We start from the raw sequence: 14,298 nt of genomic DNA on the forward strand, positions 1-14,298 counted from the left end.
GGCTGGACTCGGTGTCCAAGGTGTACCCGGGAGGCCATCTGGCCGTCGATGAGTTGACCCTCGAAGTCATGGACGGCGAGTTCATGGTGCTGCTCGGGCCGTCGGGTTGCGGCAAGACCACAGTGCTGCGGATGATCGCGGGGCTGGAGGATCTCAGCAATGGCGCGGTGTGGTTCGGCCGTACCGAGGGCACGGCGCTGACCCCGAAGGACCGTGGGGTCGCGATGGTCTTCCAGAACGGTGCGCTGTACCCGAACCGGACGGCGCGCGAGAACATCATGTTCCCGTTGCGGATGGCGGGCGAGGACCTGGTCGAGGCCAACGCCAAGGCGTCCGGGCTGGCCCGGATCCTCGGCATCGACGGCGCGCTCGACCGGTTGCCCAGGACGCTGTCGGGCGGCCAGCGGCAGCGGGTCGCCATCGGCCGGGCGATCGTCCGGCAGCCGAAGGTCTTCCTGATGGACGAGCCGCTGTCGAACCTGGACGCGACGATGCGGACCGAGCTGCGCCAGGAGATCGGCTCGATGACCCGGGACATGCACGTGACGACGGTCTACGTGACGCACGACCAGGTCGAGGCGCTGACGCTGGCCGACCGGATCGCGATCATGCGGGACGGCAAGATCGAGGACGTCGGCACCCCGGCGCAGGTCTACGACGACCCGGCCACCGCGTTCACCGCGGGCTTCCTCGGTACGCCGAGGATCAACCTGATGACCGCGATCGTCCAGGTCGCCTCCCACCACCGGGTCACCCTGGACCTCGGCAGCCAGACGATCGCGCTGCCACCGACGGACCGCAGATCGATGATCCTGCGCGACCACGCCGGTGAACAGGTCATCGTCGGAGCCCGCTCGGACGCCTTCTCGGTGACCGCGGGCGGCGGCGACGCGAACCAGTTGTCCGGCACGATCCGGGCGCTGGAATTCCACGGCCACCAGTGGATCGCCTTCGTCGACGCCGGTCTCGAGTTGCTGAATCCCGATCTGATCGGCCTCAGCCGGCGTCGCAAGGTGAGGACCGGCCGGCCAACCTCGCACAGCGCGGGCTCTCGGGTCCACCGCAGCGCCGGACGCCTGTCAGCAGTGGCGTCCAAGGTGCGATCCCTCGGCCGGGACAGCACGCCGCCCCCGCTGGAGCCACTCGCTTCGGCGACCCATCGGCGGTCCGACCTCGTCATCGAGATCGACAACGTCGTCGGCCTGAAGACGCACGACCAGATCCGGCTCACCGTGGACGTCTCGCGGATCCACATCTTCGACCAGCGCGGCCGCCGGGTGGACCGCGTCAAACGCTGAGCCCGCTGGGCCCCTGCTCTTGCCGTCCAACGCAGAGCCCCGTCCGGCAAACTGCCGGACAGGGCTCGTACTGCGATGGCGTCAGCCGAGGTGATCGCGCCAGGAGCCGGGTCGGGCGGGCCGCGTTGGTCGGGCCGGTCAGCAGAGCCAGATCCGCGGGCTGACCCCATCGGGTCCGCTGCACCTTGTGGGGGTTAGCCCCGCCGAGTGGGGGTCGGCCCCGCCGTGTGGGGGTTAGCCCAGCTGTGTGGGGGTTAGCCCAGCTGTGTGGGGGTTAGCCCAGCTGTGTGGGGGTTAGCCCAGCTGTGTGGGGGTTAGCCCTGCCGTGCGGGGGTTAGCCCAGCCGTGAGGGGGTTAGCCCAGCTGTGTGGGGGTTAGCCCTGCCGTGTGGGGGTTAGCCCAGCTGTGTGGGGGTTAGCCCTGCCGTGAGGGGGTTAGCCCAGCTGTGTGGGGGTTAGCCCTGCCGTGTGGGGGTTAGCCCACTGGTATGGCAGTGGGCTAACCCCCAGGAGAGGAGGGGAGCGCATTGATGGTCACCGGGGTTGCCGGTGGGGGTCGGCCCTGCCGTGCGGGGGTCGGCCCTGCTGTGTGGGGGTTGGCCCTGCTGTGCGGGGGTTAGCCCACTGGTATGGCAGTGGGCTAACCCCCAGGAGAGGAGGGGAGCGCATTGATGGTCACCGGGGTTGCCGGTGGGGGTCGGCCCTGCCGTGCGGGGGTCGGCCCTGCTGTGTGGGGGTTGGCCCTGCTGTGCGGGGGTTGGCCCATTGGTATGGCAGTGGGCTAACCCCCAGGGGAGGAGGGGAGCGCATTGATGGTCACCGGGGTTGCCGGTGGGGGTTGGCCCTGCTGTGTGGGGGTTGGCCCTGGTGTGTGGGGGTTGGCCCTGCTGTGTGGGGGTTGGCCCTGGTGTGTGGGGGTTGGCCCATTGGTATGGCAGTGGGCTGACCCCCAGGGGAGGAGGGGAGCGCATTGATGGTGACCGGGGTTGCCGGTTGTGGGCTTCGGCGGGTTGTTGGCGGGTTGTTGGCGGGGGGCCGGGGGGCCGGGGGGCCGGGGGCGTTGGGGGGGGGGGGAGCCGGCCGGTTAGCCGTCCGACTCGGGGGCCGGGAGGTAGGAACCGGGCACGTCGGCCGGGGCGACGATCTTGGCTTCGCCCGGGTACGGCGTGGACCAGTCGTGGGCCTGGTACCAGTCGAAGTGGTTCATCTGCGCGGGGTTGGCGAAGTCGGCCCGGGCATTCGGACCGGTGGTTCGCTGCTGGGACTTCCAGGCTTCCCACTTCGCCGCGACGTCCTGCTGATCCGCCGGTACGACGGCCTTCGGGGCGGGCGCCGCGTTCGGGTTCTGCGCCGCCGGAACGTCCGCACCGCAAGGCGGCAGGGTACTCAGGCCCGCGGTCAGCGAGGTCCGGTTCGGCACCGCTGTGAACGGGGTGAAGTCGGGCTTCGTCGTGAACGCAGTCGTCATCGGTGTGGCGGCGGTGTCCTTCTGGTTCATCGGCTTGATCCCGAGGATCTGCTCGATCGTCCGGATCATCGTGATCTGGGTGTAGTAGCGGCTGTCGACGACGCCGTGCTGCGCCCAGGGGCTGATGATCTGGATAGGAGCCCGGTGGCCGTCGATGTGGTCGAGACCGGCCTGGGAGTCGTCCTCGACGATGAAGATCGCCGAGTCCTTCCAGTACTTGCTGTGCGAGATCTGGTCGACGATCTTCGCGGTGGCGAGGTCGTTGTCGGCGACCTGGGCGGCGCCGTTCGGCGGTCCACCGGTGTGGTCGTTGGACAGCCAGAACATGTTCAGGTTCGCCGGTCCGGTGGCCTCGAAGTCACGCTTGAAGATCTCGGCCTTGTAGATGTCCGGGACGCTGGTGTCGAAGAGCGGGAAGCCCGGCACCGAGACGGCGTTGAGGGACGGAATCGCCGAGCCCGTGGTGATGGGGTAGGCGGTGTTCTGCCCGGTCGCGGCCATGTTCTTCGTGTCGCAGTACAGGTTCTGCCAGGTCGCGCCGGCCGGCTTGCTCTCGATCGACTGGAACTCGCCGTAGTCCTTGACGGACTTGCCGGCCGCCTGCGCGCCGGTCCAGATGAAGCCGCTCTTCTGGTGGCCGAGTGCATCGTTCTCGGTGTCGTAGCTGCGGGTGTACTCGCCGGCCGAGGACTCGGTGTACTCCGGGTTGTCGGCCTGCATCAGCCAGTTGTGACCCTCGGCGGAGTTCGTGCCGATGTCGTAGGTGTTGTCGTACAGCCCGAACTGCTTGGCCATCGCGTGCTGGTTCGGCGTCACGTTCTCGCCGTACTGCGCCAGCGCCGGGTCGCCGTTGCCCGCCGGGATGTCGCCGTACACCTGGTCGTAGGTCCGGTTCTCCTTGACGATCAGGAAGACGTGCTTGATCGTCGAGGGCTCGCCGAGCCGGTTCGGCACCGGCACCGGCTTCTTGTTGCCCTGGCCCGCCCGGGCCGCGCCCTTGGTCCAGCCGTTCTGCTGGAAGACCTTGTCCGTGCCCTTGCGGACGGTGCGGTCATCCGGCAGCCGGAACCGGGTCAGGCTCGACGTCGTGTCGTGGGTGCCGCGACCGGCGGCAGTCGTCGTACGGCGGGCGTCGACCCCGCGGGTGTTGGAGACCACGATGTCCTTGCCGACGGTCGCGAGCTCCGCCGGGAAGTAGTCCGTCGGGAGCAGACCGACGTAGCTGACGGGCTCCAGCGGGCTTCTGTAGTTGTAGACGGCAACCGCGTTGGCCCGGCCGAGCGACACCAGCAGGTGGCCGTCGTCGGTGAGCGTCACGCCGTCGGGTTCGTAACCCACAGAGGCCTCGGGCCACGGCTGGGTGGCGATGGTCTGGACGACCTTGCCGCGCCGGGTGTCGATGACGGAGACGTTGTTGGTGGCGGTGTTGGTGACGAACACGACGCCGTTCTTTGCGTACACGGCGGTCGGGTGCAGGCCGACGTCGATGCTCGCGGGCGCGGCGGCCGGCTTCGACAGGTCGATCACGCTGACCGTGCCGGTGGTGGTGGCAGCCGTGATCTGCGAGGCCGGCACCTGCGTGCCGTACGACTCGATCGTGGGCTCGCCGGGTTTGGCCGGACGGCCGCCCTCGTTGCTGACGTAGAGCTTGTCGCCGACCATGACCATGTCACGCGGCGCGTTGCCCACGGCCCAGCTCTGCTTGACGGTGCCGGTCGCGGTGTCGATCGCGACGACCTTGTTCTGGCCGTTCACCGCGGAGTACACGGTGGAACTGTCGGCCGAGAACACGGCCTCACCCACCAGTGCGCGCTTCGCGCCGTCCGCGGCGATCGTGACGAAGGTCGGGTTGGCGAGGCTGCCGTCCGGGTTCACGGTGAACCTGCGGTAGCCGTCCGACTGGCCCAGCCACAGCTGCGAGCCGTCGGGGGAGTACGTCGGGCCTTCCTGGCCGACGTCGTTCTTGGGGATCTTCAGGTCGGCAGCGGCGTTGTTGCCGACGTACTGCTGCACCTTCCAGGTCTTCAGGTCGACGATCGCGAGCGCCATCCCGCCATCGGTCACGGAGGCGGCCAGATGGCCGCCGTCCGGACTGACCGTGGACGACATGATCTTCCCCTTCTGGAGGAGAAGACGCTCGCCCAACGGTTCGACGTACTGGTCGCTGGAGACGACCTGGCCCTTGTCGGTGACCTGGCCGACCTGCTCGGTGCCGAACTGAACGGTCGAGGCGACCGCGGTGCCGGCAAGGGTCACGGCGATGGCGGTGGTTCCCGCGGTGACCAATGGAATCCGGCGGCGAAGAAGGCTGGTTAGGCCTTTCTCGTCACGCCTACGACGGCGTGTTACCTGCATGGGGGCTATCCCTTCGGGGTGGACGGAAGCAGTTCGAGGTTGCCGTCGAACTGCCACAACGGGTTCGGTTCGTCGCCTGCCGGGGTCCGGACCAGGAAGAAGCCGTTGACTTCTTTCGGTCCGTCCCCGTCGGCGACGTACCGACCGAGCGGGTTGATGTCGAGTTGGTAGATAGCCGAACCGGCTGCTTCGACACCTGGCAGGTGCCAGCTCACGACGCAGCGCCAGTCGTTGCCGGGACCGACGGCCGAGACCTGGCCGCCACCTTTGGTGCAGGCGGCGGAGGTCTGCTGTTGCTCCTCGGTGACGTCGGGCCGGTTGAGCTGTTTGGTCTGCAGGCGATAGAGGTGCGCGAAGGACGTGGCGACCGACCGCTGCACCTTGTCCTGATCGATCCCGGAGCCGCCCCCGGTCGCGGCGGTCAGCACCCCGGCGGTCAAGGCGAACAGGACGACGAGCGGCAGCAGGCCCGCGGTGAACGCCAGCCGGCCTGACCCGTCGTGCGCCGGGTTCGTGAAGTCACGCCGTACGAAGAGGAAGTAAGCCAGTGCCGTCGCGACGACCACCCACACCAGACTGACCGCGATGCCGATCAGCAGCGGTCCGAGTTGGGCCGGACCGGTGAACAGGCCGTTCCAGCTGATGAAGGCGTAGCCGGGCAGGGCGTAGCGGATGGCGACGGGTACCGGGAGTTGCTGGACGAGCTGCATCGCCAAGGCGACCACCGCAGGAAGCAACAGGCCCATCGGCGACCGGCCCAGCGCGACGGACCCGAGCAGGCCGATCGCGGCGAGAGCCAGGGTCGGGGCGAGCGCGCAGGCCCAGGCGAGCAGGACCTTCCCGGCGGCGTCGCCCGGCGACAGCAGCTGGCCGTCGAGGCCGATCAGGGACCTGTTGCCGACGACCGCGAGGCCGCTGATCGTGCTCGAACACACCAGGCCGATCACGAGCAGCACGATGACGGTGAGGCTGGCGAGGGCCTTCGAGACGAAGATCCGTCGCGGCGACCGGACCGCCACCAGCAGGTGGCGCCAGGTGCCCAGCCGGTCCTCGGCCGCGAACACGTCACCGGCGACCAGCGAAGTCAGCAGTGGGAGAGCCCACGAGCCGGAGAAGCCCAGGATCACCAGCGGTCCCGCCCACCCGGTGGCGTGCATCCACCGGCCGAAGAGAGTGTCGACCGGGAGCGAGGCCTGCCGGCTGATCACGGCGACGAAGAGCGCGGGCCCGAGCCAGCAGGCGATGATCACCAACCGCACACGCCACTGCGAGACGAGCTTGACCAGCTCGAACCGGTAGCCGCGCGCCACCGAGACCGGGCTCGCGACCGGTGCCTGAACAAGGGTCGCGGTCATCGATTCGTCTCCTGCTGCTCGGTCAGGGCGAGGAACGCGGCCTCGAGTGGCGACACCACCGGTGCCAGCTCGCGCACCGCGATACCGCCGTACACAAGGGCTTTCACGAGTTCGTCCATGGCGAGCACCGGCGCGGACACCACCAGCAGCTCGGCGTCTTCTCGTACGCCGTCGTCGACGACCCGGACGCCTTCCGTTTCACCAGCGATCCGCCGAGCGGCCTCGGCATCGGAGGTGGTCAGCCGGTAGTCGAGTTCACGGGTCTCGGTGGCCAGCTTGGTCAGCGGTCCGGAGAAGGCGACCCGGCCGGTGGAAAGGATGGTGACCTCGGAGCACAGTGCCTCGACGTCGTCCATCCGGTGGCTGGACAGGACCACGGCCGTTCCGTCCGCGGCGAGCCGGGTCAGTACGCCGTACACGTGCTTCTTGCCGGCCGGGTCGAGTCCGTTCGAGGGCTCGTCGAGGACCAGGAGTCTGGGCTTGGTGAGCAGGGCGGCGGCCAGGCCGAGCCGCTGCCGCATGCCGAGGGAGAAGCCCCGGATCCGGTCGTCGGCGACGTCGGTGAGCCCGACCTGGTCGAGCACGTCGTCGATCCCTGCTGTCGGCGCCTTCCCGCGCAGGGCGGCCAGCGCGGCCAGGTTCTGCCTGGCGGTGAGCGAGGGATAGAGGCCGGGTCCGTCCACGAAACCGGCGACACCGTCCGGAGCGGCGAGCGCCCGGCCGACCGGCGTACCGAGGATCTCCAGGGTGCCGCTGTCTGCGACGGCGAGGCTCAGCAGGAGGCCGAGCAGGGTCGTCTTGCCGGCGCCGTTGGGTCCGACCAAACCGTGGATCTGGCCCGCCGCCACCTCCAGCTCGATGCCGTCGAGCGCCACGACCTCGCCGAAGCATTTGCTGATTCCGCGCGCGCGGACAGCCACCTGCTCGTCCATGAGTACCCACTTTCCTGGCCTCTATGGAACATAGTTTCGCTATCCGACCGAGGCGAGGACCGCAGGTTTAACGTTCATAGAACGGCAGGCGACCTGCTGTGCGGTTCAGGCGGGCGTGGGCGACTTCTCGATGTCCGGTTCCGCGACGTGGCACGCCGCGGTGTGCCCGTCGCCGAGGACGCGGAGCTTGGGCGTGACGTGGTGGCATTCGTCGACGACCAGCGGGCAGCGCCAGCGGAACCGGCAGCCGGGTGTCGGGTCGATGACCCTGGGCGGCTCGCCGGTGTCGCCCTCGACGCCGACGGTGAGCGGCGCCCGCGGATCGGGCACGGCGCCGAGCAACAGATCGGTGTAGGGGTGCTTGGGGTTGGCCAGGACCGACTCGGTCGGTCCGGACTCGACGATGTGACCGGCGTACATGATCATCAGCTTGTCGGCGACGTACCGCGCGCTCGCGATGTCGTGGGTGATGTAGAGGAACGACACCCCGGCCGTACTCCGGAGCTCTGCCATCAGGTTGAGCAGGCCGATCCGGATCGACACGTCGAGCATCGAGACCGGCTCGTCGGCCAGGATCAGTTTGGGCTTGTGCGCAAGGGCTTGCGCGAAGCCGATGCGCTGGCGCTGACCGCCACTGAGCTCGTACGGATAGCGCTGCATGATGTCGGCGGCCCGGGGTCAGTCCTACCGCCTCGACGACTCGCTCTGCCTCTTCGTGCCGCTGCGCCTTGGTGAGCTCACCGCTGTGCAGCTTCAGACTGCGGGTGATGCCGTGCGACACCCGGAAGGCAGGGTTGAGGGAGCTGAACGGATCCTGGAAAACCATCGGTACGTCGCTGCGGTAGGCGAGCTGGTCCCGGCGGGACCTCAGGCCGGACAAGGCGCGTCCCTCGTAGAAGATCTCGCCGCTGGTCGGTTTGTAGACCCCCGCGAGCAGTCTGGCGATGGTGCTCTTGCCACTGCCGCTCTCGCCCGCCAGCGCGACGATCTCCTGTCGATCGATAGTGAGGTTGACGTCGTCGGCGGCGTGCAACATCTGGCGGGAGAACCCGCGACCGACCCGGAAGTGCCGGGTCAGGTCCTTCGTCTCGAGCAACGGCCCGGTCGCCGCCTCGGCGTCGGTGGGGGAGACTCTCGTCGCCGTCATGGCGTCGCCTCCTTCACTGGTTCGGCCACTGCGGTTTCGGGAGCGTGCAGCAGACAGCGGGCCTGGACGGAACCGACCTGATAGAGCTCGGGCTCGATCTTGGGACAGTCCGCGAACGCCTCCGGACAGCGCGGATGGAACCGGCAACCGCTCGGCGGGTGGGCGAGATTGGGTGGGCTGCCGGGAATCCCGGTCAGCGGCACCTTCGGGCCGCGGATCGACGGGAACGCGTCGAGCAATCCCTTGCTGTACGGATGGGCCGGATGGTCGAAGACCGCCCGGGTGGCGCCGAGCTCGACCACCTGGCCGGCGTACATCACCATCAGCTGGTCGGAGAAGTGGCTGACCAGCGACATGTCGTGGGTGACGAAGATGACAGCGAAGCCGAGTTGCCGCTGCAGCTCCTTGATCTGGACCATCAGCGACCGCTGGGCGACGACGTCGAGGGCCGAGGTCGGCTCGTCCATGATGATCAGGTCCGGGGTGAACAACAGCGCCATCGCGATCATGGCCCGCTGCCGCATCCCGCCGCTGAGCTGGTGCGGATAGCTCTTGAGGTGGATCGGGTCGATGCCGACCAGCCGCATCACCTCGGCCGGACGGTCGTCGGCCACGTGTTCGTCGTGCGCCATGATCGCGTCCCGGAACTGCGCGCCGATGCTCTTCACCGGGTTGAGCGCGTTCATCGCGCTCTGCATCACCACCGAGAAATCGCGCCAGCGCAACGCGGCCAGGCTCTTCTCGCTCATGGCGACCAGGTTCTGGCCCTGGAACACTACGCTGCCGCCGGTGATGGCGGCCGGCGAACTCAGCAACTGGGCGATCGCGAACAGCAGCGTGGACTTGCCGCAGCCCGACTCGCCGACCACCCCGACGAACTCACCGGCATGGACTTCGAGATCCACCTTGTCGACCGCCACGACCGGACTGTCCCCGGTGTCGTACTCGACGGTGAGATCGCGGACCTCAAGAATTGGCTGACTTGACACGTCGCCTCCGAACCGGCCGCAGTGCGGGGTTGCTGATCTCGTCGAACGCGTAGTTGAGCAGGGCGAAGGAAACACCGAGCAAGGCGACCGCCAGGCCCGGCGACAAGGCCCACGCGGGCAGGTCGTTGACCAGGGCCCCTTGGTTCTGCGCCCAGTAGAGCATCGTGCCCCAGCTCAGCGAGTTGGGATCGCCGAGCCCGAGGAACTGCAGGCCGGCGGCCGTCAGCACGGAGTACAGGGCGGCGCCGAGGAAGTTCGCGACGATCAGCGAGGTCATCGTCGGCAGCATCTCGACCACGATGATGTACGACCGGCGCTCACCGCGGACCCGGGCCGACTCGAGGAAGTCGCGGTTGCGCAGGGACAGCGCCTGCGCGCGCATCTGCCGGGCGCCGTAGGACCAGCCGGTCGCGACCAGCACGATGATGATCACCGTCAGGTTGCCCTTACCGGCGTACGTCGCCAGCACGATGATCAGCGGGAATGTCGGGAGCACCAGGAAGATGTCGGTCAGCATCGACAGGCCGTCATCGGCCAACCCACCGAGGTAGGCGGCCGAGACGCCGATGACGACCGAGAGGATCGTCGCGCCGAGACCCGCGACGATCGCGATCACCAGCGACTCGCGGGTGCTGTAGATCAGTTCGGCGTACACGTCCTGGCCGAGGCCCGTCGTACCTAGCCAGTGTTCGCCGGACGGTGGCTCCAGCGGCAGGTCGCCGATCGCCCGTGGGTCACCGTGCAGCCACGGGACGAACAGGTGCGGGAACGCTGCGAGCAGGATGAAGAGGAAGAGCAAGGCCGCCCCGAGCATGGCCTTGCGGTTGTGCATGACGGCCCGCAACAGGCCGCCCCGCGGCCGCCGAGTCGCGCTCGGTGCGGGTGCTGCTGCCGTTCCGGCGACGATCGCGCTCATGGGCTATCCCTTCGTCCGGGCTCGCGGGTCGAGCAGGAACACCGCGAAGTCGCAGAGCAGGACACAGATCAATACGGCCAGGGTCACCAGCAGGAAGAGTGCCTGCAGCAAGGGATAGTCCGTACTGACGGTGGCGTTGTAGAACATGTAACCCAGTCCGGGGTAGTTGAAGACGTACTCGACCAGGATCGTGCCGGAGATGACGAAGCCGAGTGACATCGCGAAGCCGGACAGGTTCGGCAGGAACGCGTTCCGGCCGGCGTACCCGAACATGATGCGCCGGTTGGGGATGCCCTTGGCCCGGGCCATTCGGACATAGTCCTCGGCCAAGGTGGTGATCATGTTGTTCCGCATGGTCAGGATCCAGCCGCCGATCGCGGTGATCAAGATGGTGCCGGCCCGGCAGGATGCCGTGCTTGAGCACGCTGACGATGAACTCGCCGTTGAACCCCGGCGTCAGCCCTTGGTCGTAGTTGAAGTCGTTCGGCAGGATCGGGTTGTTGCCGATCGCGAACAGCGAGATCAGCAGCAGCGCGACCCAGAAGTACGGCAGGGCCGAGGTGACGATGAAGACCGGCGGCACGATCCCGTCGATCAGCCCACCGCGCCGCCAGCCGGCGATCGTCCCGATCAGCGTGCCGAGGACGAACGCCAGCACGGTCGCGATGCCGACCAGCCCGAGCGTCCACGGCAACGCGTCGCCGATCAGCGTGGTCACCGGGACACCGAGACTGCTGCCGATCGACACGCCCCAGTGCCCGGTCACCATCGCCTTCAGGTACTCCGTGTACTGGAGCAGGATGTTCTTGTCCGGATCGAAGCCGAACTCGGCCAGCACGGTCCGCAACTGCTCCGGCGAGACGACCGAGCCGCCCTTGCTGAACCGCTCCCGCAGCGCCTCCTCGGGGCTGCCCGGCATCAGCCGCGGGATGAAGAAGTTCAGCGTCATCGCCGCCCAGAGAGTGAGCACGAAGAAGCCGAGGCGACGGATCAGAAACCTCACGGCTGACAGCTCCTTGTGCTCACTCTCGCGGACGCCCTGCTGCGGGCGCTGACTGCTGTTCCTGTACTGAATACTTCTGTGCCGGCTACTTCTGGGCCGACTTCGAGTACAGGTTGCTCAGCACCTGCCCGACGTCGGGGATGTTGTACGGCGCGGGCTGGGCGAAGGGGTTGTCCTGCGTCGGCCAGCCGTCGATGTCCTTGGTGTTGTACTGGTACCAGTCGACCGACTCGGTGGTCGGGATGAGCGGTACGTCCTTGATCATGTACGACGAGATCTGCTTGATCAGCTTGACCTGCGTGTCGGGGTCGGCACTCGCGTACTGGTCGAACAGCGCGTCCACCTCGGGCTTCATGTAGCGCTGGTAGTTGCTGCTGGCCTGCTTGCCGATCGGCGCGGAGTTCTTCGAGTACAGCAGTTGCCGCAGTTCGTAGTACGGCGTGGGTCCGCCGGACTGGCTGGAGTACGCCAGGTCGTAGTCACCGGTGAAGAGCTTCTGGTTGTACGACTGCTGCTGCAGGTCCTGGATGGTCAGCTCGATGCCGACGGTCGCCAGTTGCTGCTTGACGACCGCGAGCGACGCGTCCCAGTCGGTGTAGCCGGTGACCGTGATGACGCTGAGCTTGAGCGGGTTCGACGACGAGTAGCCGGCGGTCTGCAGGAGTTGCTTGGCCTTGTCCGGGTTCGGCTTGTCGTAGCCGGCGGCGGTCAGCGCGTCCTTGTCGAAGTACTTGTCGAAGGTCGGCGTGACGACACCGGCCTGGTTCGCGGCCGGCTGGTAGCCACTCTCACCGATCTTGGAGATCTGCTCCCGGTCGAGCGCGTAGGCGATCGCCTGCCGGATCGCCAGATTGCTGGTGATCTTGTGGGACGGGTCGAGGTTCGGGATGATCGCGACATTCGCGGTCGGCGGGAACCAGTAGTTGTTCTCCGGCGACTTCGACTTGTAGAACTTGTCGATGTTCGGGATGTACTGGCCACCCCACTGCGCCTTGCCGCTCTGCAGGTCGAGGTTGGCCGGGTTGTTGTCCAGGTACGCCGGGTACTGGACCTTCTCCAGGTAGGGCTTGCCCGGCTGCCAGTAGGTGCCGTTGGCAACATAAGAGATGTTGTTGCTGCTGCACGAGGCGACCGTGAACGCCCCGGTGCCGACCGGCTTGGTGTTGGCCCAGGTGGCGGACTTGGCGGCCGCGTCACCGGTCGACCAGATGTGCTTGGGGACGATGCCGATCTGGTTGGCGAAGTTGAAGAAGTACGGCTCGGCGGGCGCCTTGAACTGCAGCGTGACCTTGTCGCCGGCAGCGGTGACGCTGGTCAGACCCGCGCCCGTCCACAGCGAGTACAGGTCGAGCGCCGGCTGCTGCTTCATCAGGTTGAAGGTGAACGCGACGTCGTCGGCGCTGAAGGCCTGGCCGTCGCTCCACTTCACCCCGGAGCGGATGGTGAAGACGATCGAGTCCTTCTTCGGCGACCAGGCGAAGGACGTCGCCAGCATCGGGGTGGTCTCGCCGGTCTTCAGGACGTTGACGAAGGTCAGCGGTTCGTAGACGAAACCGAGGGCTTGCTGGTTGACCGCCGGGTTGAACGGGTTGAACTGGCACGGCCAGGTCTGCCCGCCCACGTTGGCGATCGTGACGGTGCCGCCCTTCTTGTACGCCCCCTGAGCGCCACCACTGCTGGTCGACGCCTGGGGATTGCTCGATGACGTGTTCCCGATCGGTTGGTCGCCGCCGCCACAACCGGCGGCCAGGAGGCCGACGGCTATCGCGGTGACGCCAACACGCTTGATGGCCCTCATCGTCTCTGCCTTTCACTACTTGAATTGATGATCATGCGAAGGCCCCCTCGTCGAGGACGGCGCCGGCGGCCCTGGACCCCAAGGGCGAGCGCACCGACCAGCGGCGCGTCCGAGGGGAACCGGGCCACCGTCAACTCCGGTGGGAAGGGGACTGCCGCGTCGAGTGCGCGGCGTAGCTCAGGTGCGATCCGGTCCCAGGAACCGGCCAGCCCGCCGCCGACCACGATCCGGACCGGGTCGATGGCGATGGCCAGGTTGACGACATGCATCGCCAGTTCACGGTTGAACCCGGCGGTCAGTACTGCGGCCTCCGGCTTGGTCTCGGCCAGCGCGAAGACCTCGGCCGCTGTTACTTTCAGCCCGAGGCGGCCACTGCCCGTCGCCTCGAGCGCCTGGCCGCTGACGACCTCCTCCAGGATCGTGCGTTCCGTCGAGTCGATCCATACGTCCGCAGCCGCTCGCAGGCTGTAGCCGATCTCGCCGGACGCACCGTGCGCGCCGGAGATCACCGTGCCACCGGCAACGATCGCCACCGCCAGACCCGTGCCGAGATTGAGGTAGATGCCCGGATCGCAGTCGACAAGGGCACCCCAGCGCAGCTCGGCGGCTGCTGCTGCCTTCACATCTGTCGCGAGCTGGACCGGTACGCCGGGGAAGGCGTCTCGCACCAACTGTCCGAACGGGAGTTCGCCCCAGCCGGGAAAGGTCGGTGCGAGCTCCACGCGGTCGTCGTACGGAATGCCGAGTGTCGCGGCACCAACGGCCGCCAGCCGGCCGTCCGGGGCCACCTCCGCCAACAGATCGTGGGCAGCGGTCAGGCCACGGGCAAGCGCGGCCCCGGCTCCGGCCTCGGCCAGACTTTCGACAGTCGTGACACCGAGACGTCGGCCGGAAAGGTCGCAGACCGCCACGGCGATCTTCGTACCGCCGAAGTCGAGTCCGAGGACCACCGGCGAACGAGTCATGGGCTGGCACCTCCTCGTGCCTACCAAATACAATTAATCGGAAACTACGTTAACAATCACTGTCGACACAAGG

At 67.6% G+C, this 14,298-nt stretch carries 10 protein-coding genes and 2 pseudogenes; 1 reads left to right on the forward strand and 11 read right to left on the reverse strand.

Features of this window, described 5'->3' with window-relative positions:
* Positions 1-11 precede the first annotated feature (11 nt).
* Entirely contained in the window at positions 12-1,298 is a 1,287-nt protein-coding gene (locus F1D05_RS01495) for an ABC transporter ATP-binding protein (protein WP_246486360.1), read from the forward strand.
* 1,083 nt (positions 1,299-2,381) lie between these two features.
* Here F1D05_RS01495 and F1D05_RS01500 read toward each other — a convergent pair.
* From F1D05_RS01500 to F1D05_RS01540, 11 genes and pseudogenes are all read right to left on the reverse strand, one after another.
* The gene (locus F1D05_RS01500; protein WP_185445539.1) at positions 2,382-5,120 is read right to left on the reverse strand and encodes an alkaline phosphatase family protein; all 2,739 of its coding nucleotides are present in this window, start codon (positions 5,118-5,120) and stop codon (positions 2,382-2,384) included.
* A 5-nt stretch (positions 5,121-5,125) separates the two neighbouring features.
* Positions 5,126-6,475 (reverse strand): ABC transporter permease, encoded by a 1,350-nt coding sequence (locus F1D05_RS01505; RefSeq protein WP_185445541.1) that lies wholly within the window; start codon positions 6,473-6,475, stop codon positions 5,126-5,128.
* On the reverse strand, positions 6,472-7,407 hold the full coding sequence (locus F1D05_RS01510; RefSeq protein ID WP_185445543.1) for an ABC transporter ATP-binding protein: 936 nt from the start codon (positions 7,405-7,407) through the stop codon (positions 6,472-6,474). Before F1D05_RS01510 ends, F1D05_RS01505 begins: the two co-directional genes overlap by 4 nt.
* Before the next feature lie 105 nt (positions 7,408-7,512).
* The gene (locus F1D05_RS41735) at positions 7,513-7,959 is read right to left on the reverse strand and encodes an oligopeptide/dipeptide ABC transporter ATP-binding protein (RefSeq protein ID WP_428995049.1); all 447 of its coding nucleotides are present in this window, start codon (positions 7,957-7,959) and stop codon (positions 7,513-7,515) included.
* A gap of 63 nt (positions 7,960-8,022) precedes the next feature.
* Positions 8,023-8,554 (reverse strand): annotated as a pseudogene (locus F1D05_RS42720) (ATP-binding cassette domain-containing protein); the annotation flags it as partial.
* Positions 8,551-9,543 (reverse strand): ABC transporter ATP-binding protein, encoded by a 993-nt coding sequence (locus F1D05_RS01520; RefSeq protein WP_185445544.1) that lies wholly within the window; start codon positions 9,541-9,543, stop codon positions 8,551-8,553. The pseudogene F1D05_RS42720 and the gene F1D05_RS01520, both read right to left, overlap by 4 nt.
* The gene (locus tag F1D05_RS01525) at positions 9,521-10,459 is read right to left on the reverse strand and encodes an ABC transporter permease (RefSeq protein ID WP_185445545.1); all 939 of its coding nucleotides are present in this window, start codon (positions 10,457-10,459) and stop codon (positions 9,521-9,523) included. Before F1D05_RS01525 ends, F1D05_RS01520 begins: the two co-directional genes overlap by 23 nt.
* A gap of 3 nt (positions 10,460-10,462) precedes the next feature.
* Positions 10,463-10,846, reverse strand: a complete 384-nt coding sequence (locus F1D05_RS38565) for an ABC transporter permease (protein ID WP_206686034.1) — start codon at positions 10,844-10,846, stop codon at positions 10,463-10,465.
* A gap of 73 nt (positions 10,847-10,919) precedes the next feature.
* A pseudogene (locus tag F1D05_RS42725) lies at positions 10,920-11,408 on the reverse strand (ABC transporter permease); the annotation flags it as partial.
* Positions 11,409-11,547: 139 nt separating this feature from the next.
* The gene (locus tag F1D05_RS01535) at positions 11,548-13,260 is read right to left on the reverse strand and encodes an ABC transporter substrate-binding protein (RefSeq protein ID WP_185445546.1); all 1,713 of its coding nucleotides are present in this window, start codon (positions 13,258-13,260) and stop codon (positions 11,548-11,550) included.
* On the reverse strand, positions 13,257-14,225 hold the full coding sequence (locus tag F1D05_RS01540; RefSeq protein ID WP_185445547.1) for an ROK family protein: 969 nt from the start codon (positions 14,223-14,225) through the stop codon (positions 13,257-13,259). Before F1D05_RS01540 ends, F1D05_RS01535 begins: the two co-directional genes overlap by 4 nt.
* Between the last annotated feature and the right edge of the window lie 73 nt (positions 14,226-14,298).

It is taken from the genome of Kribbella qitaiheensis (genome assembly GCF_014217565.1).
GTDB lineage: Bacteria > Actinomycetota > Actinomycetes > Propionibacteriales > Kribbellaceae > Kribbella > Kribbella qitaiheensis_A.

Coding starts and splice junctions, on each gene's coding strand:
- F1D05_RS01505 (WP_185445541.1), bottom strand. CDS start 6,475: ATGACCGCGACCCTTGTTCAGGCACCGGTCGCGAGCCCGGTCTCGGTG.
- F1D05_RS01535 (WP_185445546.1), bottom strand. CDS start 13,260: ATGAGGGCCATCAAGCGTGTTGGCGTCACCGCGATAGCCGTCGGCCTC.
- F1D05_RS01510 (WP_185445543.1), bottom strand. CDS start 7,407: ATGGACGAGCAGGTGGCTGTCCGCGCGCGCGGAATCAGCAAATGCTTC.
- F1D05_RS01525 (WP_185445545.1), bottom strand. CDS start 10,459: ATGAGCGCGATCGTCGCCGGAACGGCAGCAGCACCCGCACCGAGCGCG.
- F1D05_RS01500 (WP_185445539.1), bottom strand. CDS start 5,120: ATGCAGGTAACACGCCGTCGTAGGCGTGACGAGAAAGGCCTAACCAGC.
- F1D05_RS01540 (WP_185445547.1), bottom strand. CDS start 14,225: ATGACTCGTTCGCCGGTGGTCCTCGGACTCGACTTCGGCGGTACGAAG.
- F1D05_RS41735 (WP_428995049.1), bottom strand. CDS start 7,959: ATGCTCGACGTGTCGATCCGGATCGGCCTGCTCAACCTGATGGCAGAG.